Origin of the sequence: Bittarella massiliensis (ex Durand et al. 2017) (genome assembly GCF_017566145.1) — a bacterium.
Classification (GTDB): domain Bacteria; phylum Bacillota; class Clostridia; order Oscillospirales; family Ruminococcaceae; genus Bittarella; species Bittarella massiliensis_A.
On the sequence record NZ_JABFCL010000004.1, the window covers coordinates 98,829 to 124,247 of the forward strand.

19 protein-coding genes and 2 riboswitches are annotated in these 25,419 nt (G+C 63.6%); of the genes, 1 reads left to right on the plus strand and 18 read right to left on the minus strand.

Annotation, left to right across the window (positions count from 1 at the left end; translation table 11 throughout):
* Nucleotides 1–50 precede the first annotated feature (50 nt).
* The 13 genes from HJY11_RS06585 to HJY11_RS06645 form a co-directional block, all read right to left on the minus strand.
* A complete protein-coding gene (locus HJY11_RS06585) occupies nt 51–380 on the minus strand; it encodes a hypothetical protein (protein ID WP_208075200.1) in 330 nt (109 codons plus the stop codon).
* A 457-nt stretch (nt 381–837) separates the two neighbouring features.
* A complete protein-coding gene (metK, locus tag HJY11_RS06590) occupies nt 838–2,016 on the minus strand; it encodes a methionine adenosyltransferase (RefSeq protein WP_208075254.1) in 1,179 nt (392 codons plus the stop codon).
* A gap of 109 nt (nt 2,017–2,125) precedes the next feature.
* Nucleotides 2,126–2,231: riboswitch (SAM riboswitch) on the minus strand.
* A 29-nt stretch (nt 2,232–2,260) separates the two neighbouring features.
* Nucleotides 2,261–2,842, minus strand: coding sequence for an ECF transporter S component (locus tag HJY11_RS06595; protein ID WP_208075201.1), 582 nt, complete (start codon nt 2,840–2,842; stop codon nt 2,261–2,263).
* A gap of 94 nt (nt 2,843–2,936) precedes the next feature.
* Nucleotides 2,937–3,081: riboswitch (FMN riboswitch) on the minus strand.
* Between the two features lie 73 nt (nt 3,082–3,154).
* A complete protein-coding gene (locus HJY11_RS06600) occupies nt 3,155–3,613 on the minus strand; it encodes a GNAT family N-acetyltransferase (RefSeq protein ID WP_208075202.1) in 459 nt (152 codons plus the stop codon).
* 124 nt (nt 3,614–3,737) lie between these two features.
* Nucleotides 3,738–4,661, minus strand: a complete 924-nt coding sequence (locus HJY11_RS06605; protein WP_208075203.1) for a SufB/SufD family protein — start codon at nt 4,659–4,661, stop codon at nt 3,738–3,740.
* Nucleotides 4,658–5,389 carry an ABC transporter ATP-binding protein gene (locus tag HJY11_RS06610; protein WP_208075204.1) on the minus strand — a complete coding sequence of 244 codons (732 nt, stop codon included), beginning with the start codon at nt 5,387–5,389 and terminating at the stop codon, nt 4,658–4,660. Before HJY11_RS06610 ends, HJY11_RS06605 begins: the two co-directional genes overlap by 4 nt.
* Nucleotides 5,390–5,732: 343 nt before the next feature.
* Entirely contained in the window at nt 5,733–6,935 is a 1,203-nt protein-coding gene (tuf, locus tag HJY11_RS06615; protein ID WP_208075205.1) for an elongation factor Tu, read from the minus strand.
* A 130-nt stretch (nt 6,936–7,065) separates the two neighbouring features.
* Nucleotides 7,066–9,150 carry an elongation factor G gene (gene fusA, locus HJY11_RS06620; RefSeq protein ID WP_044992113.1) on the minus strand — a complete coding sequence of 695 codons (2,085 nt, stop codon included), beginning with the start codon at nt 9,148–9,150 and terminating at the stop codon, nt 7,066–7,068.
* A gap of 63 nt (nt 9,151–9,213) precedes the next feature.
* Entirely contained in the window at nt 9,214–9,684 is a 471-nt protein-coding gene (rpsG, locus tag HJY11_RS06625) for a 30S ribosomal protein S7 (RefSeq protein ID WP_052537609.1), read from the minus strand.
* A 115-nt stretch (nt 9,685–9,799) separates the two neighbouring features.
* Nucleotides 9,800–10,225 carry a 30S ribosomal protein S12 gene (rpsL, locus tag HJY11_RS06630; RefSeq protein ID WP_021658698.1) on the minus strand — a complete coding sequence of 142 codons (426 nt, stop codon included), beginning with the start codon at nt 10,223–10,225 and terminating at the stop codon, nt 9,800–9,802.
* A gap of 234 nt (nt 10,226–10,459) precedes the next feature.
* Nucleotides 10,460–14,035: a DNA-directed RNA polymerase subunit beta' gene (rpoC, locus tag HJY11_RS06635; protein ID WP_208075206.1), complete on the minus strand. Its 3,576-nt coding sequence runs from the start codon at nt 14,033–14,035 to the stop codon at nt 10,460–10,462.
* Between the two features lie 30 nt (nt 14,036–14,065).
* On the minus strand, nt 14,066–17,785 hold the full coding sequence (gene rpoB / locus HJY11_RS06640) for a DNA-directed RNA polymerase subunit beta (RefSeq protein ID WP_208075255.1): 3,720 nt from the start codon (nt 17,783–17,785) through the stop codon (nt 14,066–14,068).
* A 451-nt stretch (nt 17,786–18,236) separates the two neighbouring features.
* Nucleotides 18,237–18,737, minus strand: coding sequence for a MarR family winged helix-turn-helix transcriptional regulator (locus HJY11_RS06645; protein WP_208075207.1), 501 nt, complete (start codon nt 18,735–18,737; stop codon nt 18,237–18,239).
* A gap of 226 nt (nt 18,738–18,963) precedes the next feature.
* Here HJY11_RS06645 and HJY11_RS06650 point away from each other — a divergent pair, with 226 nt between their 5' ends.
* A complete protein-coding gene (locus HJY11_RS06650) occupies nt 18,964–19,902 on the plus strand; it encodes a hypothetical protein (RefSeq protein WP_208075208.1) in 939 nt (312 codons plus the stop codon).
* 67 nt (nt 19,903–19,969) lie between these two features.
* Here HJY11_RS06650 and HJY11_RS06655 read toward each other — a convergent pair whose 3' ends face one another.
* The 5 genes from HJY11_RS06655 to HJY11_RS06675 form a co-directional block, all read right to left on the minus strand.
* Entirely contained in the window at nt 19,970–20,365 is a 396-nt protein-coding gene (locus tag HJY11_RS06655) for an RrF2 family transcriptional regulator (protein ID WP_208075209.1), read from the minus strand.
* Between the two features lie 226 nt (nt 20,366–20,591).
* Complete coding sequence (gene rpoD / locus HJY11_RS06660; protein WP_208075210.1) at nt 20,592–21,734, minus strand: RNA polymerase sigma factor RpoD; 1,143 nt, start codon at nt 21,732–21,734, stop codon at nt 20,592–20,594.
* An 11-nt stretch (nt 21,735–21,745) separates the two neighbouring features.
* Nucleotides 21,746–23,500 carry a DNA primase gene (dnaG, locus tag HJY11_RS06665; RefSeq protein ID WP_208075211.1) on the minus strand — a complete coding sequence of 585 codons (1,755 nt, stop codon included), beginning with the start codon at nt 23,498–23,500 and terminating at the stop codon, nt 21,746–21,748.
* A 129-nt stretch (nt 23,501–23,629) separates the two neighbouring features.
* The gene (locus tag HJY11_RS06670) at nt 23,630–24,637 is read right to left on the minus strand and encodes a deoxyguanosinetriphosphate triphosphohydrolase (RefSeq protein WP_208075212.1); all 1,008 of its coding nucleotides are present in this window, start codon (nt 24,635–24,637) and stop codon (nt 23,630–23,632) included.
* Nucleotides 24,638–24,788: 151 nt separating this feature from the next.
* Nucleotides 24,789–25,415 (minus strand): IMPACT family protein, encoded by a 627-nt coding sequence (locus tag HJY11_RS06675; RefSeq protein ID WP_208075213.1) that lies wholly within the window; start codon nt 25,413–25,415, stop codon nt 24,789–24,791.
* Nucleotides 25,416–25,419 lie beyond the last annotated feature (4 nt).

A 25,419-nucleotide genomic window follows, 5' to 3' on the forward strand; every position in this document is an offset into this window, starting at 1 on the left:
GCGGCCGATACGTCCTGTAATCCGTGTACCAGTATACCCCAACTGCCCCCTCAATGCAAACCCAGTTGGCGGGGGTCAAAGGTCTCCCAGATCTCGGGGAGGTCCTCGCTGCCGTAGAAAAAGCCGAGGATCTCCCGCTGCTCCTCGGTGAGTTCGCCGGGGCTGGTGAGGACCAGTTTGCAGTCAAAGGTGCTGCGCTCCACCGTGCGGCGAAGGCTGCGCAGGGCGTTTTCACAGTCGCCCGGCCGGGCGGGGAGGGGCGCGATCAGGTAGAGGGGCAGCTTGCGGCGGCGGTCGATCAAATCGCCCAGCAGGCCCACGCACTCGGCCAGTCCCACGGCCGCCAACACCACCAGCAGGAGTTTTGCGACGAATTCCATACTCAATCACCTCTTGCGCCAGTGTATGGGCGCAGGGGGCAAAAGGTGCCCCCTCCCGCCCCCTTTTGCGGGAAAAGCGGGGGAAAAATGACGGGCGGCCTGGGGCAAATGGGGGGCTGGGACAGAAGGCAGGGCAAAGGTGGGGGTGGGGACGAGGCGAGGGCGGAAGGGGAAAGCCCCTTTTCTGGGGCCGGGGGCGTCCCCCCTTTTCTGCCCCGGCTCCCCTTGCAAAGAAGGGGGGAACGGGCACACCGGGCCGCCTGAGAAAAGCAGACGGGGCGGGAGCGGCCCCTGGAGTTGAGCGGCGGCTGGCCCGGAAGGGAGGCCCTCCCGCCGCCCCCCTTTCGAGGGCAAAAAAGGGGCCGGGCAGGACGGCGTGTGCCCTGCCCGGCCCCTTGCCGGGATGGTGTTGCGGGAAAGGCGGATCGGCGGCTGCCCGCACGGCCCCAAAGGGGGGCTACTGCGCAGAAACGGCGGCCCGGAGGGCGTCGACCCGGTCGGTCTTCTCCCAGGGGACCTGCAGGTCCTCTCTCCCCAGGTGGCCGTAGGCGGCCAGCTGGCGGTAGATGGGGCGGCGCAGGTCCAGGTCGCGGATGATGGAGGCGGGGCGGAAGTCAAAGACCTGCACCAAGGCTTCGGCCAGCTTGTCGTCGCTGACGGCGCCGGTGCCGAAGGTGTCCACCAGCACCGAGACCGGGTGGGCCACCCCGATGGCGTAGGCCAGCTCCACCTCGCACTTTTTGGCCAGGCCGGCGGCCACCACGTTCTTGGCGGCATAGCGGGCGGCGTAGGCGGCGGAGCGGTCCACCTTGGTGGGGTCCTTGCCGGAGAAGGCGCCGCCGCCGTGGCGGCCGTACCCGCCGTAGGTGTCGACGATGATCTTGCGGCCGGTGAGGCCGCTGTCCCCCTGGGGCCCGCCGATGACAAAGCGGCCGGTGGGGTTGACCAGGTACTTGGTCTTTTCGTCCAGCAGGGCGGCGGGGACGATGGGCTTGATGACCAGCTCGATCATGTCTTCCCTGATCTGCTCGAGGGTGACCTCGTCGCCGTGCTGGGTGGAGATGACCACCGTGTCCACCCGCACCGGGGTATCGCCGTCGTACTCGACGGTGACCTGGGTCTTGCCGTCGGGGCGGAGGTAGTCCACCGCCCCCTCCTTGCGGATCTTGGTCAGCTGTTTGGCCAACTTGTGGGCCAGGGAGATGGGCAGGGGCATCAGCTCTTCGGTCTCGTCGCAGGCAAAGCCGAACATCATCCCCTGGTCGCCGGCGCCGGTGCCGGCGTCCTCCTCCCCCGCCTTGGCCTCGAGGGCCTTGTCCACCCCGAGGGCGATGTCGGGGGACTGCTCGTCGATGGAGGTGAGGACCGAGCAGGTGTCGCAGTCAAACCCGTATTTGGCCCGGGTGTAGCCGATGTCGCGGATGACCTGGCGGGCGATCTTGGGGATGTCCACATAGCAGCTGGTGGTGATCTCCCCCATCACCATCACCATACCGGTGGTGACGCAGGTCTCGCAGGCCACCCGGCCGGCGGGGTCTTTCTCCATGATGGCGTCGAGGACGGCGTCGGAGATCTGGTCGCAGATCTTGTCGGGGTGCCCCTCGGTGACCGACTCGGAGGTAAAGAGTTTTCTCATGCTCACAGTTTTTTCCTTCCTTTCAATGCATGTGTTGTTCTGCCATTGAAGAGATCACTTTTGCCGGGGTCGAAAAAAGCCCGGTGGCAAACACCGAGCTTTTATGCGAAGCTTATCTTTCGGCTTTACCCGCAGGATTTGGCACCTTGCGCCCCCGCGGGGGGCAGGTTGTCGGGCTTCACAGGGCCTGTTCCCTCAGCCGCTCTTGATAAGTGATATTCAATTGTGCGAAAATCAGTATACGCTATTTGGCGGAGGTTGTCAACACCGGCTGTTCCCTGCCGAAAACCAGCTTGCTGATGGGCTTGTAGACCAGGTAGGTGATGGCGCTGTTGCCCAGGGCCTTGACCAGATTGAAGGGGATGATGATGGGGATGAGCATGGCGGCCACGTCCTTGGCGGTCCCCCCCATAAAGAGGGGGGTAAAGACCAGGTTGCACAGGCACATGACGGCGGTCATGGCCAGGGAACCCAGCAGCAGCCCTGCCAGCGCCCCCTTGCGGCTGTGCCACCTTTGGTAGACCGAGCCGGCCAAAACCGAAAAGACCCCGGTGGCGAGAAGGTGCATGAGGATGCCGATGACCCCCGACCCGGCGCTGACGGTGAGGCCCTGGATCACCGAGACCACGGCGGTGAGGGCCAGCCCCGCCCAGGGGCCGAAGAGGAAGGTGCCCACCAGGATGGAGACGTCGGCGGGGTCGTACTCCAAAAAGGCGGCCCCGGGGATGATGGGGAAGTGGATGAGGGCCACCAGCACGATGGAGATGGCGGCCAGCATGGCCATGGTGGTGAGTTTGCGGGTGCGGTTGGCAGTTTGTCTGGACATAAAAATCCCTCCAAAAAAAGTGTTTGGAAGGTCTGTCTGGGACGCAAAAACCCCCGGTCAAAAAAGACCGAGGGCGTGCAGACGCAGAAGAGATGCGCCGTTTCTCTCATCCGGACTATACCGTCGGCTTCGGAATCACACCGAATCAGTCCGCCGGCCGGGGCCGGAGGAGTCGCGGGCTTCAGGGCCGAGGCCCTGTCACCGCCGGTGGGGAATTGCACCCCGCCCTGAAACAGACTTTCTACTCCCATTATAGGCCGCTGCCCGCCGTTGTCAAGGTGGGGGACAGGCCTTTTTTCGCGGGGAGGGGCGCTAGAGGTCCCGCTCCAGGGCGCAGTTGATGAGGGTCTCCTCCCCCCGCTTGACCTGCTGTTCCCTGACCACCCGGTACCCCCGGGCCAGAAAGAAGGGCAGGGCGGTGATGGAGGCGTCGGTGCGCAGCACCTTGACCCCCTCCTGCAGGGCGCGGGCCTCCAGGGCGTCCACCAGCAGGGCGGCCAGCCCCTGGCCCCGGCAATCGGGGTGGACGTAGAGGCGGTCGAGATAGCTGCCGTCCAGGTCGCCAAAGGCGGCGAGGCCCTCCCCCCTCTCCACCACCAGGCTGTAGTGCTGGGTGAGGGTCTTCTGCCAGCGGAAGCGGTCCGGGTTTGGGGGCGCCCAGGCGTCCAGCTGGGCCTGGGTGTAGTCCCGGGTGCAGCAGCTGTGGACGGCCCGGTAGAAGAGGTCCAGCACCCCGTCTAAGTCTTTGGAGCGGTAGAGGCGCAAAAGCACAGGTATTCCCCCTTGTGTAATTTTGGTTTGGGGTGTGGGGCTGCTTTTGCGCAGCCCCCTGCCCTCTCACAGAGGGCGGAGAGGGGAAGCGGGCAAAGCCGCACAGGTGAGCCGGCCCGAGGGGCTATTTCAAAAAGCCCTCGATGATCTTGGCCTCCGCCTCCTCGGCGGTGAGGCCCAGGGTCATCAGCTTGGTGAGCTGCTCGCCGGCGATCTTGCCGATGGCCGCCTCGTGGATGAGGGCGGCGTCCAGGTCGTTGGCGGTGAGTTCGGGGATGGCGGAGACGGTGCCCTCCTCCATGATGATGGCGTCGCAGGCCGAATGCCCGGTACAGCGGACGTTGCCGTTGATGCGGGAGCGAAAGAGCTGCTTGGAGCGGCCCTTCGCCACCGAGCGGGAGATGAGGTCGGCGCCGCTGTCCTCCCCGTTGAGGTCCACCTCGAAATTGGTCTCGGCGTACTGGTCGCCGTGGGTCATCAGCTTCTCGCGGACCACCAGCCGCGCCCGGGGGCCGACCACGCCGGTGGTCAGCCGCTGGGTGGAGTCCACCCCCTTGATCTGGGTGGTGTCCATCTCCAGGTAGCTGTCCTTCTGCAGTTCCACATAGGTCTGGGGGTTGATGATGCGCTGGCCGCCCCCCTCGCCGGTGCCGATGTGTTTTTCCCGGTAGAGGACACGGGCCCCCGGCTCGAGGTAGAAGCGGTGGATGCCGTTGTGCTGGGAGCTCTCCTCCCCGTCGGTGTGGACGCCGCAGCCGGCCACCACCACCACGTCGGCCCCGGCGCCGATGTAGAAGTCGTTGTAGACCAGGTCGTCCACCTTGCTGTGGGTGACGCAGGCGGGGATGTAGACCGTCTCCCCCTTGGTGCCGGGTTTGACCCGGATGTCGATGCCGGGCTTGTCCGCCTTGGAGGTGATCTCGATGTTCTGGCTGTTCTGGCGGCCGGCGCAGCCGGTGTCCTCGCGGATGTTGAAGGCCCCGGCAAAGCCGGTCTCGGGGTCAAAATCGCTGATGAGCGATAGCAGCTGTTTGGTGATGTCGTTCACAGGTTACTCCTCCCCTCTCTGCAAAAGGCACAGCGGTCCCCCCGCAGGAGACCGGGCAGAATTTCGTCCTTCGGGCCGTGCATGGTGAGGGAGCCGCCCGAGAGGACCACGATCTCGTCGGCGATGTCGAGAATCCGCTCCTGGTGGGAGATGATGAGGACCGAGCCCTCGGTCTCCCGCCGCAGATCGGCGAAGACGTCGATGAGGTTGCCAAAACTCCAGAGGTCGATGCCGGCCTCCGGCTCGTCGAAGAGGGTGAGGGGGGTCTTGCGGGCCAGGACCATGGCGATCTCGATGCGCTTCATCTCGCCGCCGGAGAGGCTGGCATTGGCCTCGCGGTCGATGTAGTCGCGGGGGCAGAGGCCCACCGCGCGCAGGTAGCGGCCGATGTCGCAGTCGGAGAGGGAGTCGTCCCCGGCGGCGAGGGTGATGAGGTCGCGCACCGTCAGCCCCTTAAAGCGCACCGGCTGCTGAAAGGCAAAGCCGATGCCCATCTTGGCCCGCTCGGTGATGGAGGCCTGGGTGATGTCCCTTCCGTCTAAGAGGATGCGCCCCTCGGTGGGGGCGAGGATCCCGGCAATGACCTTGGCGAGGGTGGATTTGCCGCCGCCGTTGGGGCCGGTGATGACCACAAAGCGGCCGTCGTCAACGGTGAGGTTGACGTCTTTGAGGATCTCCCTGTTGGCGCCGTCTTCCACCTGCAGGGAGATGTGTTGTAATTGCAGCATATTCTTTCTCCGCATCTTTCACAAAACAATTTTGAACGGTATTAGTATACCACATTTTCCCGCCTTTGCAGCAGTAAAATACCAATTTGGTAAACATTTTGTGGGACGGGATTCGAAAAGGGGGAAAAGGGGGATCTGGCAGGGGAAGGCGGTTCTCCAGCCCCTCTGTTTTCCCCTGCCCGCGCCGCAGAGGGGCGGATGGGCCCAAAAAGAGGGGCCGCCCCCCTTTCAGGTCTTGCGCGGGTCTCCCGAAACGGCCTTTCCCCCGCCCCGCCACAGGATAAATGGACAGAGAAAAAGCGCCCCGGCAAGATTGCCGAAGCGCTTTTTGAAGGGCTAAAAACTAGTCGCGAACGCCAGTGACAACGCCCGAACCAACGGTGCGGCCGCCCTCGCGGATAGCGAAGCGGAGGCCTTCCTCGATGGCGATGGGGGTGATGAGCTCGACGTCCATGGTGACGTTATCGCCAGGCATGCACATCTCGGTGCCCTCGGGCAGGGAGATGACGCCGGTCACGTCGGTGGTCCGGAAGTAGAACTGGGGACGGTAGTTGTTGAAGAACGGGGTGTGACGGCCGCCCTCTTCCTTCTTCAGGATGTACACCTGGCCGGAGAACTTGGTGTAGGGGTGGATGGAACCGGGCTTGGACAGAACCTGGCCGCGCTCGATCTCATCTCTCTGGATGCCGCGGAGCAGGGCGCCGATGTTGTCGCCGGCCTCAGCGTAGTCCAGAATCTTGCGGAACATCTCGATGCCGGTGACAACGGTCTTTCTCTTCTCGTCGGCCAGACCAACGATCTCGACCTCGTCGCCGGTGTTCAGCTGACCGCGCTCCACACGACCGGTGGCAACGGTGCCGCGGCCGGTGATGGTGAAGATGTCCTCGATGGGCATCAGGAAGGGCAGGTCGGCTTTGCGCTCGGGGGTGGGGATGTACTCGTCAACAGCGTCCATGAGCTCCAGGATGGGGGCGTACTCAGGGGCGTTGATGTCGGTGCTGGCGGACTCGATGGCCTGCAGGGCGGAACCCTTGATGATCGGAATGTCGTCGCCGGGGAAGTCGTAGCTGCTCAGCAGCTCGCGGATCTCCATCTCGACGAGCTCCAGCAGCTCTTCGTCGTCGACCTGGTCGGCTTTGTTCATGAAGACAACGATGTAGGGAACGCCGACCTGACGGGACAGCAGGATGTGCTCGCGGGTCTGGGGCATCGGGCCGTCAGCCGCGGAGACAACCAGGATCGCGCCGTCCATCTGGGCCGCACCGGTGATCATGTTCTTGACGTAGTCGGCATGCCCGGGGCAGTCGACGTGCGCGTAGTGGCGCTTGTCGGTCTCGTACTCAACGTGGGCGGTGTTGATGGTGATGCCGCGCTCTCTCTCCTCGGGGGCCTTGTCGATCATGTCGTAGGCCTCGTACTGGGCCTGGCCCTTCATTGCCAGAACCTTGGTGATGGCGGCGGTGAGGGTGGTTTTACCATGGTCAACGTGGCCGATGGTACCAATGTTCACATGGGGTTTGTTTCTTTCGAAATGCTGCTTAGCCATTGGTGTTCCTCCTTTTTCTTCGCTTGTAATAGCGCAATTATCGTCTGTTGGACAGACCTCTCAATGTACCCCTATTGTAGCAACTTGCCAGGGGAAATGCAAGGCCCAAAGCCGGGCGCAGGGCGGGGAACTAGTCCTCTTTTTTGCCCCGTTTGCTCATGATCCCCTCGGCGATGGACTTGGGAACCTCAGAGTAGTGGCTGGGCTCCATGGTGTACTGGCCACGGCCCTGGGTCTTGGACCGCAGGTCGGTGGCGTAGCCGAACATCTCGGCCAGGGGGACGAAGGCGTTGATCTGCTGGGCGCCGGGGCGGGACTCCATGCCCTGGATCTGGCCGCGGCGGGAGTTGATGTCGCCGATGACATCGCCCATGTACTCCTCGGGGACGATGACCGCAACCTTCATGATGGGCTCCAGGATGACCGGGTCGCCCTTGCGCATGGCCTCTTTAAAGGCCATGGAACCGGCGATCTTAAAGGCCATCTCGGAGGAGTCGACCTCGTGGTAGGAGCCGTCGTACAGCTCGACCACCACGTCGACCACCGGGTAACCGGCGAGAACACCGGTCTGCATGGCGCCCTGGATACCGGAATCAACGGCGGGGATATACTCTTTGGGGATGGCGCCGCCGACGACCTTGTTGAGGAACTCATAGCCCTTGCCGGTCTCGTTGGGGCGAACGCGGATCTTGACGTGGCCGTACTGGCCGCGGCCGCCGGACTGGCGGGCATACTTGTGGTCCACGTCGCTCTCGCGGCGGATGGTCTCGCGGTAGGCGACCTGGGGCTTGCCCACGTTTGCCTCGACCTTGAATTCCCGCAGCAGACGGTCGACGATGATCTCCAGGTGGAGCTCGCCCATGCCGGCGATGATGGTCTGGCCGGTCTCCTCGTCGGTGTAGGTCCTAAAGGTCGGGTCCTCTTCAGCCAGTTTGGAGAGGGCGATGCCCATCTTCTCCTGCCCGGCCTTGGTCTTGGGTTCGATGGCGACCCGGATGACCGGCTCGGGGAACTCCATGGACTCGAGGATGATGGGGGCCTTGGGGTCGCAGAGGGTGTCGCCGGTGGTGGTGTTTTTCAGACCGACCGCCGCGGCGATCTCGCCCGCGTAGACCTTCTCAATGTCTTTTCTGTGGTTGGCGTGCATCTGCAGGATGCGGCCGACCCGCTCGCTGTTGCCCTTGACCGAGTTGTAGACGCTGGTGCCCGCGTCCAGGGAACCGGAGTAGACCCGGAAGAAGCAGAGCTTGCCCACAAAGGGGTCGGTGGCAATTTTGAACGCCAGGGCCGAGAAGGGGGCGTTGTCGTCGGAGGGACGGCTCTCCTCTTCGTCGGTCTCGGGGTTGACACCCTTGATGTCGGGGATGTCGGTGGGGGCGGGCATGTACTCGACGATGGCGTCGAGTAGCAGCTGCACGCCCTTGTTTCTGTAAGCGGTGCCGCACAGAACCGGAACCATTTCATTGGAGATGGTGGCCCGGCGGATGACTTTCTTCATCTCGGGGATGGTCAGCTCCTCGCCGTCGAGGTATTTCATCATCAGGTCCTCGTCCAGCTCGGCGACTGCTTCCACCAGCTCAGCGTGATACTTGTCCGCCAGCTCCCGCATATCCTCGGGGATCTCCTCGTCGCGCACGTCGTTGCCCAGGTCGTCGTAATAGACTTCTGCGCGCATGGTCATCAGGTCGACGATCCCCTTGAAGGTCTCCTCGGCGCCGATGGGCAGCTGCAGGGGCACGGCGTTGCACTTCAGGCGGTCTTTCATCATGGCGACAACATTGTAGAAGTCGGCGCCCATGATGTCCATTTTGTTGACGAAGGCCATGCGGGGGACTTTGTAGTTGTCGGCCTGCCGCCAAACCGTCTCGGACTGGGGCTCCACGCCGCCTTTGGCGCAGAACACCGTCACCGAGCCGTCGAGCACGCGCAGAGAGCGCTCCACCTCAACGGTGAAGTCCACGTGGCCCGGGGTGTCAATAATATTGATGCGATGGCCCTTCCAGTGGGTAGTCGTAGCAGCGGAGGTAATGGTGATACCGCGCTCCTGCTCCTGCTCCATCCAGTCCATTGTTGCCGCACCGTCGTGAGTCTCACCGATTTTGTGGTTGATACCCGTATAGTACAGAATACGCTCGGTGGTGGTGGTTTTACCAGCATCAATGTGAGCCATAATGCCAATATTTCTAGTCAGTTCCAGAGAAACGTCTCTTGGCATAATGCCCTCCTTATCAGGGTTTGCACGATTCTGTGCAGATGTTTGCCGAGAATATCGAAAACACTACCAGCGATAGTGGGCGAACGCCTTGTTGGCCTCGGCCATCTTGTGGGTGTCCTCGCGCTTTTTCACGGACCCGCCGGTGGAGTTGACGGCGTCCATCAGCTCAGCGGCCAGCCGCTCTTTCATGGTCCTCTCCGAACGCTTGCGGGCGTACAGGGTGATCCACCGCAGGCCCAGGGTCTGCCGGCGGGCCGGACGGACCTCCATGGGGACCTGGTAGGTGGCGCCGCCGACACGGCGGGCCTTGACTTCCAGTACGGGCATGACGTTTTCCATGGCCTCGTCAAACACGTCCAGGGGGTCTTTTCCAGTCTTCTCTTTTACGATGTCAAATGCCCCGTACACAATCTTCTGGGCCACGCCCTTCTTGCCATCATACATGATGCTGTTGATCAGGCGGGTCACCATCTTGGAATTGTACAGCGGATCGGGTAACACGTCGCGCTTGGCAATCTTACCTCTTCTTGGCACTTTTCTTCCCTCCTTCATATCAATGAATTCACAGGTACTCGAAAGCGACAAAACTCCCGTGCTGCCAAGGACAGGCATTTATAAAAACGCCGACACATGGCAAAAAAAGTCTTGATTACTTCGAAGCACCAGCCTTGGGCCGCTTGGCGCCGTACTTGGAACGGCTGCGCATCCGGCCGGAAACGCCCTGGGTATCCAGAGTACCGCGGATGATGTGGTAGCGGACACCAGGCAAGTCTTTGACACGACCGCCGCGGATCAGGACGACGCTGTGCTCCTGCAGATTGTGGCCGATACCGGGGATGTAGGCCGATACCTCCATACCGTTGGTCAGCTTCACACGGGCGATCTTACGGAGCGCCGAGTTCGGCTTTTTCGGGGTCATGGTACGAACGGCAGTGCAGACCCCTCTCTTCTGGGGAGAAGACATATCGCTCTGCGCCTTTTTGATGGAGTTGAACCCCTTCTGCAGGGCGGGAGCAGTCGACTTCTTCACCGAGACCTGTCTGCCTTTGCGTACGAGCTGGTTGAATGTTGGCATGTTGCACCTCCTCTTTACAAAATGTTTTTCTATATGAAAAGGGCGCGTTTTTAGCAAACGCGCCCTCTCATAAGCCCTATTTGCTCAACATTCAAAGTTTAACACTTCACCAATATTATTGTCAAGCATTTAGGCAATATTGCCAGTCAAATCTGAGAAAATTTCCCGCAAAAGCGGGGCTTTTCCCCCGTTCTCCCGGATTTCTCCCCCCCTTTGAGGGGAGGCGGGTCGAATCTAGTCGCCCAGCCCGTCGAGCTGGTACTCGCAGGGGGTCACTTTGCTCACCAGATCGCCCGCGGACTGGTGGGTGAGTTCCACGTCGTTGTAGACGTCGAGCCCGGTGCCGGCGGGGACCAGTTTGCCGATGATGACGTTCTCCTTGAGGCCGGTGAGGGGGTCGACCTTGCCCTTGATGGCGGCGTCGGTGAGGACCCGGGTGGTCTCCTGGAAGGAGGCCGCCGAGAGGAAGCTGTCGGTGGCCAGGGAGGCCTTGGTGATGCCCAACAGCACCGGGATGTAGTCGGCCTTCTGCAGGCTGACCTCGCCCTCGGCGATGCGGCGGTCGATCTCCATATTGGCCTTGATGAGGTCGGATTTCTCCACCACCGAGCCGGAGATGAGGTTGGTGTCGCCGGCGTTGTCCACCCGCACCTTCTTCATCATCTGGCGGACGATGACCTCGATGTGCTTGTCGTTGATGTCAACGCCCTGCAGGCGGTAGACCCGCTGCACTTCCTGGATCAGGTAGTTTTGCACCGCGGTCTCGCCCTGGATGGCCAGCACGTCGTGGGGGTAGACCGAGCCCTCGGTAAAGGCGTCGCCGGCCTTGACCTGGTCGCCCTCGGCCACCTTCAGGCGGCTGCCGTAGGGGATGAGGTAGCTGCGCTCGTCCTTGGTCTCGTTGTTGGTGACCACCACGTGGCGGGCCTTCTTGATCTCGCGGATGGAGACCACGCCGTCGATCTCGCTGATGATGGCCATGGTCTTGGGACGCCGGGCCTCGAACAGCTCCTCGACGCGGGGCAGACCCTGGGTGATGTCCTCCGCCGAGGCGATGCCGCCGGTGTGGAAGGTGCGCATGGTCAGCTGGGTGCCGGGCTCGCCGATGGACTGGGCGGCGATGATGCCCACCGCCTCGCCGATGGAGACCTCTTTCTTGTTGGCCAGGTTGGCGCCGTAGCACTTGGCGCAGATGCCCCGGGCGCTGTGGCAGGTGAGGATGGAGCGGATCTTGGCGCTGGTGACGCCGGCGGCCACGATCTTCTCGGCCAGGATGTCGGTGATGAGGGTGTCGCGGTCGGCCAGCACCTCGCCGGTCTCGGGGTGGCAGATGGGCTCGGCGGCGTAGCGGCCGGTGAGCCGCTCCTGCAGGGGCTCGATCATCTCTTTGCCGTCGCGGATGTCCTCGATGACGATGCCGTCATGGGTGCCGCAGTCCTCCTCGCGGACGATCACGTCCTGGGAGACGTCCACCAATCGGCGGGTCAGGTAGCCCGAGTCGGCGGTCCGCAGAGCGGTGTCGGCCAGGCCCTTGCGGGCGCCGCGGGAGGAGATGAAGTACTCCAGGATGTTCAGGCCCTCGCGGTAGTTGGCCTTGATGGGCAGCTCGATGGTCTTGCCCGAGGTGTTGGCGATCAGGCCGCGCATGCCGGCCAGCTGGCGGATCTGGTTGATGGAACCGCGGGCGCCGGAGTCGGCCATCATGAAGATGGGGTTGTACTGGTCCAGGTTGGCCGTCAGGGCGTCGGAGACCTTGGTGGTGCACTCGTCCCAGATCTCGACCACCTGGTTGTAGCGCTCGTCGTCGGAGATGAAGCCCCGGTTGTACAGGGCCACCACCTGGTCGATCTTCTGGTCGGCCTCGTCCAGGTACTGCTGTTTCTGCGGGGGGATCACCGCGTCGCAGACGGCGACGGTGATGGCCCCCTTGGTGGAGTACTTAAAGCCCTGGGCCTTGATCTCGTCGAGCACCTCGGCGGTGGTGGCGGTGCCGTGCACCTGGATGCAGCGGTCGATGATCTGCCCCAGCTGTTTCTTGGTGACCAGGAAGTCGATCTCCAAATCCAGCATCTTCTCGGGGTCGCTGCGGTCCACATAGCCCAGGTCCTGGGGGATGGGGTCGTTGAAGATCAACCGGCCCACGGTGGTGTCGATGATCTTTTGGTACTTGACCCCGTCGACCTCTTTCTCGCGGCGGACCTTGATGCCGGCGTGCAGCCCCAGGATCCCCTCCTGGTAGGCCATGAGGGCCTCGTTCTGGTCGCGGAAGACCATCCCCTCCCCCGGCTCGCCGGGTTTCTGCATGGTCAGGTAGTAGGAGCCCAGCACCATGTCCTGGGTGGGGACGGTGACGGGGCGGCCGTCGGAGGGCTTGAGCAGGTTGCCGGCGGCCAGCATCAGGAAGCGGGCCTCGGACTGGGCCTCGGCGGACAGGGGGACGTGCACGGCCATCTGGTCGCCGTCGAAGTCGGCGTTGTAGGCGGTGCAGGCCAGGGGGTGCAGCTTGAGGGCGCGGCCCTCGACCAGCACCGGCTCAAAGGCCTGGATGCCCAGGCGGTGCAGGGTGGGGGCGCGGTTGAGGAGGACCGGGTGGTCCTTGATGACGATCTCCAGGGCGTCCCAGACCTCGTTCTTGGCGCGCTCCACCATCTTGCGGGCGCTCTTGATGTTGCCGGCGGCGCCGGTCTCCACCAGGCGCTTCATGACAAAGGGCTTGAACAGCTCCAGCGCCATCTCCTTGGGGAGGCCGCACTGGTGCATCTTCAGTTCCGGCCCGACCACGATGACCGAACGGCCGGAGTAGTCGACCCGCTTGCCCAGCAGGTTTTGCCGGAAGCGGCCCTGCTTGCCCTTGAGCATGTCGGAGAGGGATTTCAGGGGGCGGTTGTTGGGGCCGGTGACCGGGCGGCCGCGGCGGCCGTTGTCGATCAGGGCGTCCACCGCCTCCTGCAACATCCGCTTCTCGTTGCGCACGATGATGTCGGGGGCCCCCAGCTCCAACAGCCGTTTCAGGCGGTTGTTGCGGTTGATGACCCGGCGGTAGAGGTCGTTTAAGTCGGAGGTGGCAAAGCGGCCGCCGTCCAGCTGCACCATGGGGCGGATGTCGGGGGGGATGACCGGGACCACGTCCAAAATCATCCACTCGGGCTTGTTGCCCGAGACGCGGAAGGCGTCCACCACCTCCAGCCGCTTGAGCAGCCGGATGCGCTTCTGGCCGGTGGCGGTCTCCAGCTCGGATTTCAGTTCCTTACTGAGCTGCTCCAGGTCGATGTCCTGCAGCAGGGCCTTGATGGCCTCGGCCCCCATCCCCGCTTTGAACTCGTCCTCGTACTTCTCCCGCATGTCCCAGTACTCTTTTTCCGAGAGGAGCTGCTTTTTCTCCAGGGGGGTGAACCCGGGGTCCACCACGATGTAGGAGGCGAAGTAGAGCACCTTCTCCAACAGCCGGGGGGAGATGTCCAGCATCAGGGCGATGCGGGAGGGGATGCCCTTGAAGTACCAGATGTGGGAGACCGGCGCGGCCAGCTCGATGTGGCCCATCCGCTCCCGGCGGACTTTGGAGCGGGTGACCTCGACGCCGCAGCGCTCGCAGATCTTGCCCTTGTACCGCAGCCGCTTATACTTGCCGCAGTAGCACTCCCAGTCCTTGGTGGGCCCAAAAATCCGCTCGCAGAACAGGCCGTCCCGCTCGGGTTTCAGGGTTCTATAGTTGATGGTCTCGGGTTTCTTGACCTCGCCGTAGGACCACTCGCGGATCTGCTCGGGCGAAGCAAGGCCGATTTTAATCGAATCAAACACATTAAATTCCATTGGCGACCCCTTCTTCTATAACCAGTCGGATTATTCTTCGTCTAACAGCTCTTCGGTTCCGTCGGCCAGCTCGGAGAAGAGCGCTTCCCCGCTGTCCTCCAGGCCGATCTCGCTGCCCGCGTCCTCGGGCACATCCTCCATGGTCAGGTTCTCGTCGACCTCGCTGTCCACGGCCACGTGGGAGAAGGCCTCGTCGTCCACCACTCTGGGAATGCCCATATCCTCGTCGTCAAAGTTCTGTTTGAGGTCGATCTCCTCGCCCTCTTTGTCCAGCACCCGCACGTCCAGCGCCAGGGACTGAAGCTCTTTGATCAGCACCTTGAAGGACTCCGGCACCCCCGACTGGGGCACGTTCTGGCCCTTGACGATGGCCTCGTAGGTCTTGACGCGGCCCACCACATCGTCGGACTTGACGGTGAGGATCTCCTGCAGGGTGTAGGCGGCGCCGTAGGCCTCCAGGGCCCAGACCTCCATCTCGCCGAAGCGCTGGCCGCCGAACTGGGCCTTGCCGCCCAGGGGCTGCTGGGTGACCAGGGAGTAGGGGCCGGTGGAGCGGGCGTGAATCTTGTCGTCCACCAGGTGGTGCAGTTTCAGGAAGTACATGTAGCCGACGGTGACCGGGTTGTCAAAGGGTTCGCCGGTGCGGCCGTCGTAGAGGACGGTCTTGCCGTCCTCCCGCATCCCGGCCTGCTTGAAGGCCTCGGTGATGTCCTGCTCGTGGGCGCCGTCAAAGACCGGGGTCATGACCTTCCAGCCCAGGGCCTTGGCCGCCATCCCCAGGTGCACTTCCAGCACCTGGCCGATGTTCATGCGGGAGGGGACGCCCAGGGGGTTGAGGACGATGTCCAGCGGGGTGCCGTCGGGGAGGAAGGGCATGTCTTCCTGGGGCAGGATGCGGGAGACGACGCCCTTGTTGCCGTGGCGGCCGGCCATCTTGTCGCCCACCGAGATCTTCCTCTTCTGGGCGATGTAGCAGCGCACCACCATGTTGACCCCGGGGCTGAGCTCGTCGGAGTTCTCGCGGGTGAAGACCTTCACGTCCACCACGATGCCGTACTCGCCGTGGGGCACCTTCAGGGAGGTGTCGCGCACCTCGCGGGCCTTCTCGCCGAAGATGGCCCGCAGCAGCCGCTCCTCGGCGGTGAGCTCGGTCTCGCCCTTGGGGGTGACCTTGCCCACCAGGATGTCGCCGGCCTGCACCTCGGCGCCGATGCGGATGATGCCCCGCTCGTCCAGGTCCTTGAGGGCCTCTTCGCCCACGTTGGGGATGTCGCGGGTGATCTCCTCGGGGCCCAGCTTGGTGTCGCGGGCCTCCAGCTCGTACTCCTCGATGTGGATGGAGGTGTAGACGTCGTCGCGGACGATCTTCTCGTTGATGAGGACGGCGTCCTCGTAGTTGTAGCCCTCCCAGGTCATGAAGCCGATGAGGGCGTTTTTGCCCAGGGCGACTTCGCCCCCGGCGGTGGCGGGGCCGTCGGCCAGCACCTGGCCGGCCTCGATCTTCTCGCCCTTGGAGACCATCACCCGCTGGTTGAAGCAGGTGCCCTGGTTGGAGCGGAGGAATTTGATGAGTTTGTAGCGGTCCAGTTCGCCCTTCTCGGTCTTGATGAGGACCTCGTCGGCGCTGACTGCCTCCACCACGCCGGCGCGCTTGGCCAGCACGCAGACGCCCGAGTCGACGGCGGCCTTGTACTCCATCCCGGTGCCCACGATGGGGGACTCGGTCTTGAGCAGGGGCACCGCCTGGCGCTGCATGTTGGCGCCCATCAGGGCGCGGTTGGCGTCGTCGTTTTCCAGGAAGGGGATCATGGCGGTGGCCACCGAGAGAACCATCTTCGGCGAGACGTCCATGTAGTCCACCTTCTCGCGGGAGATCTCGAGGATCTCGTCCCGGTGGCGGGCGTTGACCTTCTTGTGGAGGAAGTGGCCCTCCTCGTCCAGCGGCTCGTTGGCCTGGGCGACCACGTAGTTGTCCTCCACGTCGGCGGTCATGTAGACCACCTCTTCGGTGACCACGCCGGTGGCCTTGTCCACCTTTCTAAAGGGGGCCTCGATAAAGCCGTACTCGTTGATCTTGGCGAAGCTGGCCAGGTAGGAGATCAGGCCGATGTTGGGGCCCTCAGGGGTCTCGATGGGGCACATCCGGCCGTAGTGGCTGTAGTGGACGTCCCGCACCTCAAACCCGGCCCGGTCGCGGGAGAGGCCGCCGGGGCCCAGGGCCGACAGGCGGCGCTTGTGGGTCAACTCGGCCAGGGGGTTTGTCTGGTCCATGAACTGGGAGAGGGGCGAGGAGCCGAAGAACTCCTTGATGGAGGCCACCACCGGGCGGATGTTGATGAGCGCCTGGGGGGTCACCACCTCCAGGTCCTGGGCCTGCAGGGTCATCCGCTCGCGGATGACCCGCTCCATCCGGGAAAAGCCGATGCGGAACTGGTTTTGCAGCAGTTCGCCCACCGAGCGGATGCGGCGGTTGCCCAGGTGGTCGATGTCGTCGGTGGTGCCGACGCCCTGCGCCAGGCAGAGCAGGTAGTTGATGGAGGAGAAGATGTCGTCGATGATGATGTGCTTGGGCACCAGGTCGTCCTTGCGCTCGCGGATGAGTTCGCGCTTCTCGTCGTCGGACTGGGCGGCCTCGAGGATCTCCCGCAGGACGGCAAAGCGCACCTTCTCGCGGATGCCCAGCTCGGCGCAGTCAAAGTCCACAAAATCGGCGATGTTCACCATGCCGTTGGAGATGCACTTGACCGGGCGGCCCTCCACGTCCAGCACCACGGTGTCCAGGCCGCTGCGCTCGATGCGCTCGGCCACCTCCCGCTTGATGGCGACGCCGGGCTCGCAGAGCAGCTCGCCGGTCAGGGGGTCGATGGCGGGCTCGGCCAGCTTCTGCCCGGTGATGCGGGCGGCCAGGGCCAGCTTTTTGTTGTACTTGTAGCGGCCCACCTTGGACAGGTCGTAGCGGCGGGCGTCAAAGAAGAGGTTGTCGATGTGGGTCTGGGCGCTGTCCACCGTCGGGGGCTCGCCGGGGCGGAGCTTGCGGTAGGTCTCCAGCAGTCCCTCCTCCACGCTGTCGGTGGTGTCCTTGTCGAGGGTGGCCATGATCTTGGGGTCCTCGCCGAAGAAGTCGATGATCTCGGCGTTGCGGCCCAGCCCCAGGGCGCGGATAAAGACGGTGACCGGGATCTTGCGGTTTTTGTCGATGCGCACATAGAAGATGTCGTTGGAGTCGGTCTCGTACTCCAGCCAGGCGCCGCGGTTGGGGATGACGGTGGTGGAGAACAGCTCCTTGCCGGTCTTGTCGTGATCCATGCCGTAGTAGACGCCGGGGCTTCTCACCAGCTGGGAGACGATGACCCGCTCGGCGCCGTTGATGACAAAGGTGCCGCTGTCGGTCATCAGGGGGAAGTCGCCCATAAAGATCTCCTGCTGCTTGACCTCGCCGGTGACCTTGTTGAGCAGCCGGGCGGTGACCCGCAGGGGGGCGGCGTAGGTGGCGTCGCGCTCCTTGCACTCCTCCACCGAGTACTTGGCCTCCTCGTCCAGCCGGTAGTCCACAAAGTCCAGCACCAGGTTGCCGGTGTAGTCGGTGATGGCCGAGACGTCAGAAAAGACCTCCTTGAGGCCCTGATCCAAAAACCATTGATACGAGTTTTTCTGCACCTCGATCAAGTTGGGCATTTCCAGCACTTCGTTGATCTTGGAGAAACTCATTCTCACGTTTTTCCCCAGTTGGACAGGCTTGACATTCACCATAGGCTCGATCACTCCATTCCTCTATTGCACAACCTGTTTTTTACAAAATCGACCCGTTCATTTTGTCAAAAATAAAGGTTGCTTTCGCCAGCGGTTAATGATATAATGCCTTTTAGCAAAGGCATAAATATCCATTTTGATACAGTATATCAGTATAGTACAAGTTGTCCCTTCTGTCAACTGATTTTCGTCGTTTTATAGGACTTCTTTTTCCCAGCGGGAAAAGGGGTCTTTTCTTTTTCCCCCTCTCCTCCCGTCCATCGCGGGCGAACGGAGAGGGGGCAGGGCGGCGCACAGGAGGCGGGCAGGAGGGGCCGCGCAGGCGCTGTGCAGGAAAAAGCGCCCGGCGCCGGGGGCAGGGGGGGAACGGGCCGGGCGGCGGGCGCAAAAAAGGGAGGGCGCCGCCCGCTGCCTGCAAGCGCGAGCGCCCCTCCCCTTCTCGATCTGTCTTTTAGCGGGACTCCGCTGGGGCCTCCCCCGCCATGGCCTGGCGCATGGCCCGCAATAGCAGCTGGTGACCGCCGGTGATGGCCTGGCGCTGCTCCTCGCTCAAGAGGCAGTAGGCCTGCTCCTCCGCCGCGGAGAGGGCGTCCAGCACCGGGTAGAGGGCCGCCTCCCCCGCGGGGGTGATCTGCACCGATTTGTTGCGGTGATCCCGCTCGTTCTGGTGGCGGCGGATGTAGCCCTGCCGCTCCAACCCGGAGAGGATAAAGGAGACCGTCTGCTTGGGGAGGGCGGTCTTTTCGCAGATGTGCTTTTGGGTGCAGCCCGCGGGGTTGTCGCGGATGACGTAGAGGGCCACCACGGTGTTAAACTGCAATCCGTGCCGCTGGCACCAGGCGCTGTACAGGCTGTCCATCTGGTACCAGTGCTCGTAGTAGGCGCGCACGTGTTCGCGTATTCTCTCCTGCTCGGTCATGGTCTCTTCCCCCCGGCCAACAAACGGTCTCATGTGATACGGTTTCTCCTGTCTTAGTATGGTCCTTTCCCCCACAAATTGCAAGGGCCACTTTCCCCAGAAAGAAGGCGTTTTTTTCGCCTTTGCTTAACCGGTGCGTTTTTGGTATAATCTTGTCAGAGAAACCGCCCGGCGGGAGGGGCTGCCGTCCTCCCCGCCGGGCGCCGGGGCCGCCAAAGGGCGGCGGCCGGCCATTTCAGGCGACGAGGAGGCGTGCGGTGTGAAGAGAGCGGCAACGGCCATTTTTTTGGCGCTGGCCCTTTTGCTCTTTGGCACGGGGCTGGGAAAAGAGCGGTCGGTGGACAGTGTCACCTGCAAGCGGATGGTGCTCTGCGGTGGCTCCATCTATGTAGAAAACCGGGGCGACACCCCTGTGCGGCTGCCCGACGAGAGCTGGCGCGAGGTGGGCGAGGTGCGAAATGCCGTCTTTGCCAACGAGCGCCCCTCCCTCCCCTACTACTCCAATGCGGTGGAGCTCATCGGCAGCAGCCTTTACGGCAGCGCGGACGCGCCCGAGACCCTCTATTTGCAGCTGGCCTCCGGCGGCATCACCAGCTACCTGCGCTTTGACCAGGCCAAGAGCGACGCCTCCATCTACCGGCCTGTGATCCGGCTGGACGGGCGCTACTACGCCGAGGCCGGCTATGTGGACAGCCTCCCCCCGGAGGAGGAGGGGTGGAAGGTGTCCGGGGTCATCACCCACTCCGGCGACCCGGGCAAGGCCCCCAAAAAGGACTACGCCGCCAACTGGCAGGACCTGGTGGGGGCCAAGGTCATCCGCCGGGAGGACGTCCCCGACACCCTCTATCTGCAATTTTCCCTGGGGGACCAGGACTATGTGATGCGCTGCACCTATGTGCCAGCGGACGAGGAGGGGGCCGTCCCCCAGCTGGTGGTGAACGGCAAACTCTACACCGAGGCGGGCGAGGTGGACGCCCTGCCGGAAGAGGGGTTTGTGCAGGCGGGCAACGCCGTCAAGGACGGCGGCGCCAACCGCTCCCCCAAAAAGGAGTTGGGCACCAACTACGCCGCCTTTGTGGGCAGCCCGGTCTACCGCAACCCGGAGGACGACAGCGCCGTCTACATCCAGTACTATCGCGGGGTCTCCAACCGCATTCTGGAGTTTCGCCTCACCGGCGCCGGGGGCGAAGGGAAATAGGCGGCCAAAAAGGGGCCGGTGGGAAGAAAATCCCACCGGCCCCTTTCTCTCTGCCCGGGGGCAGTGTTTAAAGGAATTGGTCCACCGTATAGCTCTCCATCTTTTGGTTGACGGTGTCGGCGATCTCAGAAAAGACGCCCCGCACCTTGCAGCCCTGCTTGTCGCCGCAGCTGCACTCCCCCTCTTCGTGGAGGCACTTGCTCAAGTAGACCGGGCCCTCGATGATCTCGACGATCTCCCGCAGGGTGATTTGGGAGGCGGGCTTTTGCAGCTCGTAACCGCCCTGGGTGCCCTTGTAGGAGCGCACCACCCCGCCGGACACCAGTTTGCTGAGAATTTTTAGGGCAAAGCGAAGGGTGACGCCGGTGGCCTCGGAAATCTTTTTGGCCTCGGTCCGGCAGTCCACCGCCGCCAGATGCCGCACGATCCGCACAGCGTAATCGGTCTCTCGGGTAAAATACATGGGACTTCTCCTCAAACTACACAAAATCACTATACATTTGTTTTAGTATACTCCAAACGGGGGCCATTTGTCAAATGCGCCCCCGGCAAAAAGCGCGCGGGCCCTGGGAGGAGAGGGCTTTGGCTTTACAGGGGCGGCGCCCCGCCACCGCGGCCCGGGGCAAAGGCAAAAAAGCCCCCCTCCCGCCGGGCGGCAGAAAGGGGGCTCTGTGGGGAGAGGGGCTCCCCTAGTCCAAAAAGTCCTTGAGTTTTTTGCTGCGGCTGGGGTGGCGGAGCTTGCGCAGGGCCTTGGCCTCGATCTGGCGGATGCGCTCGCGGGTGACGTTGAACTCCTTGCCCACCTCTTCCAGGGTGCGGGAGCGGCCGTCCTCCAGGCCAAAGCGCAGACGCAGCACCTTCTCCTCCCGGGGGGTGAGGGTCTGCAGCACCTCCCCCAGCTGTTCGCGCAGCAGGGTGTGGGAGGCGGCCTCGGCCGGGGCGGGGGCGTCGTCGTCGGGGATGAAGTCGCCCAGGTGGCTGTCCTCCTCCTCGCCGATGGGGGTCTCCAGGCTGACCGGCTCCTGGGCGACCCGCATGATCTCCCGCACCTTGTCGGCGGGCATGTCCAGCACCTTGGAGATCTCCTCGGCGGAGGGCTCGTGCCCGTTTTGGTGGAGCAGCTGGCTGGAGACCTTCTTCACCTTGTTGATGGTCTCCACCATGTGCACCGGGATGCGGATGGTGCGGGCCTGGTCGGCGATGGCCCGGGTGATGGCCTGGCGGATCCACCAGGTGGCATAGGTGGAGAACTTGTACCCCTTGGTGTAGTCAAACTTCTCCACCGCCTTGATGAGGCCCAGGTTCCCCTCCTGGATCAAGTCGAGAAACTGCATCCCCCGGCCCACGTACCGCTTGGCGATGGAGACCACCAGCCGCAAGTTGGCCTCGGAGAGGCGCTTGCGGGCATAGGGGTCGCCCTCGGCCATCCGCTTGGCCAGCTCCACCTCCTCGGCGGAGGTGAGCAGCTGCACCCGGCCGATCTCCTTGAGGTAGACCTTGACCGGGTCGTCGATGTTGGCCCCGTCGGCGGCGGTGGCGTAGCGCTTGCCCTCCTCGATCTCCTTGGAGGAGACCTTCTCCTCGGGGACGGCGGTCTCGGCGGCGGCCACCAGCTTGAAGTCCTCCTCCGGGTCGATGTCCTGGTCGGGGACCAGGTCGTCCATGATCTCGACCTTTTTGGATTCCAGCAACTCGTAGAGCTTGTCCACCTCCTCCACATCGAAGTCGTACTTCTCGATGAGGTCGGTCAGCTCCTGGGTGGTCAGCTTTCCCTTTTTGACCGCCATTTCGGCGATGGTGAGCATGGCTGCGGCGTTTTCGGTTTTCGACATATTCGCTTCTCCTATTTCTTTTTGTCCTTCAAACCGGCGATGAGATCGCCCAGTTGGGTTTCCGGTGTCTGCGCGATGCGCTCTGCCGTGAGCTTGCGGCTCTCCTCTTTCAGGTTGCGGATATTGAAGTCCACATCCTCTTTTCCCACCTTGAGCCCGGCGCTCTTGGCCAGCATGCGGGAGACCCGGGCCAGCTCTTCGGGGGTGAGAAACTTGGTCAGATAGGTCAAATCCGGCCCTTCAGGCAGGGGGCAGTTTTTGAGCAGGCCGTAGAGCCGGCGGTCAAAGTCGGTGACAAAGTCCCCCTCCTCCACCGCGGCAAAGATGTATTTGGCCCACTGGCCGTCCCGCACGGCGGTGGCGATGAGCATCTCCTCGGCGGTGGCGGCCCGGGGGTTGGCGGCGGCCTGGGGGTTGACGGTGTCCCGCCGGTCGAGGACGGTGTTCACCAGTTCCTGCCGCTCCCTCTTTCGCTCCTTGCGGCGGCGGGATTGGCGGATGTCCTCGACTTGCAGGAGGACGTTGTCCTTTTTGACCCCGCTCTTCTCGGCGGCCACCCCGGCGTAGACGTCCCGCTCCCCCGGGGTGGGGAGGGCGGCGATGGCCTGGGCGGCCTCCCGCAGGTAGGCGATGCGCCCCTCGGGGTCCTCCAGATTGTAGCGGCCCTCGATGCGGGAGAGCTCGTGCTCGGTGGAGCCCTTGGCCTCCTCCAGCAGCCGCTGGAAGCGGTGGGCGCCGTTTTTCTTGATGAACTCGTCCGGGTCCTTGGCCCCGGGGATGGTGAGGATGCGGATTTTCAGCCCGGTCTGGGCCAAAAAGCCCACCGCCCGCTTGGTGGCCACCTGCCCCGCCTCGTCGGCGTCGTAGGAGACGATCACCTCGCCGGTGTACTGGGCGATCAGCCGGGCCTGGCTCTCGCCGATGGCGGTGCCCAGGGTGGCCACCGCCGTGGGGAAGCCGGCCTGGTGCATGGCGATGACGTCCATATACCCCTCGGCGAGGATGAAGGGCTCGCCCTTGTGGTTTTTGGCAAAGCCCAGGGCGAAGAGGTTGCGGTTTTTGTGAAAGACCGGGGTCTCGGCGGTGTTGAGGTATTTGGGCTTTTCGTCCCCCAGGTTGCGCCCGCCAAAGGCGATGACGTTGCCCCGCACATCGATGATGGGGAAGATGACCCGATTGCGGAACTTGTCGTAGGCCCCGCCCTTTTTGGAGCGGGCCACCAAGTCGGCCGCCAGCAGCTCGCTGTCGGAAAAGCCCTTTTGGCGCAGGGCGTCCCGCAGGGACGACCAGCTGTCGGGGGCGTAGCCCAGGCCGAAGTGCTTGATGGTCTCGTCGGTGAGGCCCCGGCCCCGCAGGTAGTCCAGGCCCGGACGCCCGGCCGGGGTCTTGAGGACGGCGTAGAAAAAGCGGGCGGCGGCGCGGTTTGCCTCGAGGATGCGCAGCTTGAGCTTGCCCATGGAGTCGTCGACCCCTTGCTCGGGCACCTGCATCCCACAGCGCTGGGCCAGCCACTTGACCGCCTCCACGTAGTCGAGATTTTCGATGTTGCGGATGAAGGTGATGACGTCGCCCCCCGCCCCGCAGCCAAAGCAGTAGTAGGACTGGGTGTCCTTGTAGACCACGAAGGAGGGGGTCTTTTCGGAGTGGAAGGGGCAGAGGCCCTTGACGGTGTTGCTCCCCGCCCGCTTGAGGGGGACGTAGGGGGAGATGACGTCCTCAATGTCGTTTCGGAATTTCAGTTCGGTGATAAAGCTGTCGGGAATCAAGGGTCTCTCCCCTCCTTTTTTGCCATATTTTGAACCGTTTTGGCGCTATGATGGTACCGCGCTCCCCCGCCGGTCAAAAAGGGGCGTCCGAAGGCGGGCCCCTTTTGCGGAGGGGGGCAGGGACAAGCCCTACAAGCTGTCCTCCAGCCGCCAAGAGCGGGGGACGAAGATGCGCTCAAAGGCGGTGACGGCAAAGCCGTCGGTCATGCCGGAGATGTAGTCCACCGCCGCCCGCTCGGCCCCCTCGTCCCGGGCGATCTGCCGGTAGAACTCCGGCATCTTCTCGGGGTGTTTGACCAGGTGGCTGTAAAGGAGGGCCACCAGCTCACAGGCCTTCCCCTCCTCCTTCTTGGCGGCGGAGTTGGTGTAGACCACCTGGTACATGAACCGGTGCAGGGCGTCAAAGGCGCGGTAGACCTCGGGCCCCATGCGGATGTCCTCGCCGCTGTTTTCCAGCAGGGAGCGGACCATGGTGGTGATGCGGGGGTTCTTCCCCCGGCCCAGCACCGCCACGCAGTCGTAGGGGAGCTCGTTTTCCTCCAGGATGCCGGCGGTGATGGCGTCCTCGATGTCGTGGTTGATGTAGGCGATCTTGTCGGCAAAGCGGACCACCCGCCCCTCCAGGGTGAGGGCCTCCTTGCCGCGGGTGTGGCAGGCAATGCCGTTTTTGGTCTCAAAGGTCAAGTTGAGCCCCCGCCCCCCCTTCTCCAGACGCTCCACCACCCGCACCGACTGCAGGTAGTGCTTGTAGCCAAAGGGGGCCAGCTCGTTTAAGGTGCGCTCCCCGGCGTGGCCGAAGGGGGTGTGGCCCAGGTCGTGCCCCAGGGCGATGGCCTCGGTCAAATCCTCGTTGAGGCGCAGGCCCCGGGCAACGGTGCGGGCGATCTGCGAGACCTCCAGGGTGTGGGTGAGCCGGGTGCGGTAGTGGTCCCCCTGGGGGGAGAGAAAGACCTGGGTCTTGTGTTTGAGCCGCCGAAAGGACTTGCAGTGCAATATTCGGTCCCGATCCCTGGCGTAGGGGGTGCGGATCCCATCCTCCGGGGCGGGGACGCGCCGGCCCCGGCTCCTCTCCGACAGGGAGGCATAGGGGGACAGGGTCTCCCGCTCGATTTTCTGTGTCGTCTCGCAAACGGTCATCTTCGATTCACCCCTTTACCCCTATATACGCCAACTGCCGGGCGGTTTCCTTCTCCCCGGGACACTTTTTTGCAATTTTTTCTCACCCGCGGCGCCCCTTCCCTATTTAAGAGGGTGAAAAGGGTCGATTTCTGCCATCCCGCACAAAATTTTACAGATGGGAGAAGACGGTCTCCCCCAGCTGGGGCGTCACCCGGCCGCCGCTGCGCTCCACCAAGTCGGCGCAAAAGCCCTCGGCCGCGTCGGCGCGGACGGTGAGGCGCAGGGTCACCTGCTCCAAAAAGTCGCACCCCTCCTGGCGCAGGGGGTAGTTTGGCAGCAGGTTCTCCAGGATCGGGTAGAAGTCATAGGGCAGCCTGACCACCACCTGCCTGCAGGCGCAGACGGTGACGATCTCGGCTGCCGCCGCCGCCAGGGAGGCGGCTTTGGAGTAGGCCCGCAGCAGCCCCCCGGCCCCCAGGAGGACCCCCCCGAAGATGCGGGAGACCACGATCACCGCGTCGGTGATCTCCCCCTTTTGCAGCACTTCCAGGGTGGGCTTGCCACCGGTGCCCTGGGGCTCGCCGTCGTCGCTGCAGCGCTGGCCGTTTTGGCAGCGCAGGTTGTAGGCAAAGACGTGGTGGCGGGCGTCCCGGAGCTCTCCCCGCACCCGCTCGACAAAGGCCATGGCCTCCTCCGGCGAGGAGGCCGGGGCGATTCGCCCGATGAACTGGGACTTTTTAATGGTGACGCTGTCGCTTGCCTCCCCCGCCGGGGTGCGGTAATCCTGTTGGTCCAATCTG

Coding starts and splice junctions, on each gene's coding strand:
- rpsL (WP_021658698.1), bottom strand. CDS start 10,225: ATGCCAACATTCAACCAGCTCGTACGCAAAGGCAGACAGGTCTCGGTG.
- HJY11_RS06610 (WP_208075204.1), bottom strand. CDS start 5,389: ATGCTGCAATTACAACACATCTCCCTGCAGGTGGAAGACGGCGCCAAC.
- tuf (WP_208075205.1), bottom strand. CDS start 6,935: ATGGCTAAGCAGCATTTCGAAAGAAACAAACCCCATGTGAACATTGGT.
- metK (WP_208075254.1), bottom strand. CDS start 2,016: ATGAGAAAACTCTTTACCTCCGAGTCGGTCACCGAGGGGCACCCCGAC.
- fusA (WP_044992113.1), bottom strand. CDS start 9,150: ATGCCAAGAGACGTTTCTCTGGAACTGACTAGAAATATTGGCATTATG.
- rpoB (WP_208075255.1), bottom strand. CDS start 17,785: ATGGTGAATGTCAAGCCTGTCCAACTGGGGAAAAACGTGAGAATGAGT.
- HJY11_RS06645 (WP_208075207.1), bottom strand. CDS start 18,737: ATGAGACCGTTTGTTGGCCGGGGGGAAGAGACCATGACCGAGCAGGAG.
- HJY11_RS06670 (WP_208075212.1), bottom strand. CDS start 24,637: ATGACCGTTTGCGAGACGACACAGAAAATCGAGCGGGAGACCCTGTCC.
- rpoD (WP_208075210.1), bottom strand. CDS start 21,734: ATGTCGAAAACCGAAAACGCCGCAGCCATGCTCACCATCGCCGAAATG.
- HJY11_RS06655 (WP_208075209.1), bottom strand. CDS start 20,365: ATGTATTTTACCCGAGAGACCGATTACGCTGTGCGGATCGTGCGGCAT.
- rpoC (WP_208075206.1), bottom strand. CDS start 14,035: ATGGAATTTAATGTGTTTGATTCGATTAAAATCGGCCTTGCTTCGCCC.
- HJY11_RS06595 (WP_208075201.1), bottom strand. CDS start 2,842: ATGTCCAGACAAACTGCCAACCGCACCCGCAAACTCACCACCATGGCC.
- HJY11_RS06585 (WP_208075200.1), bottom strand. CDS start 380: ATGGAATTCGTCGCAAAACTCCTGCTGGTGGTGTTGGCGGCCGTGGGA.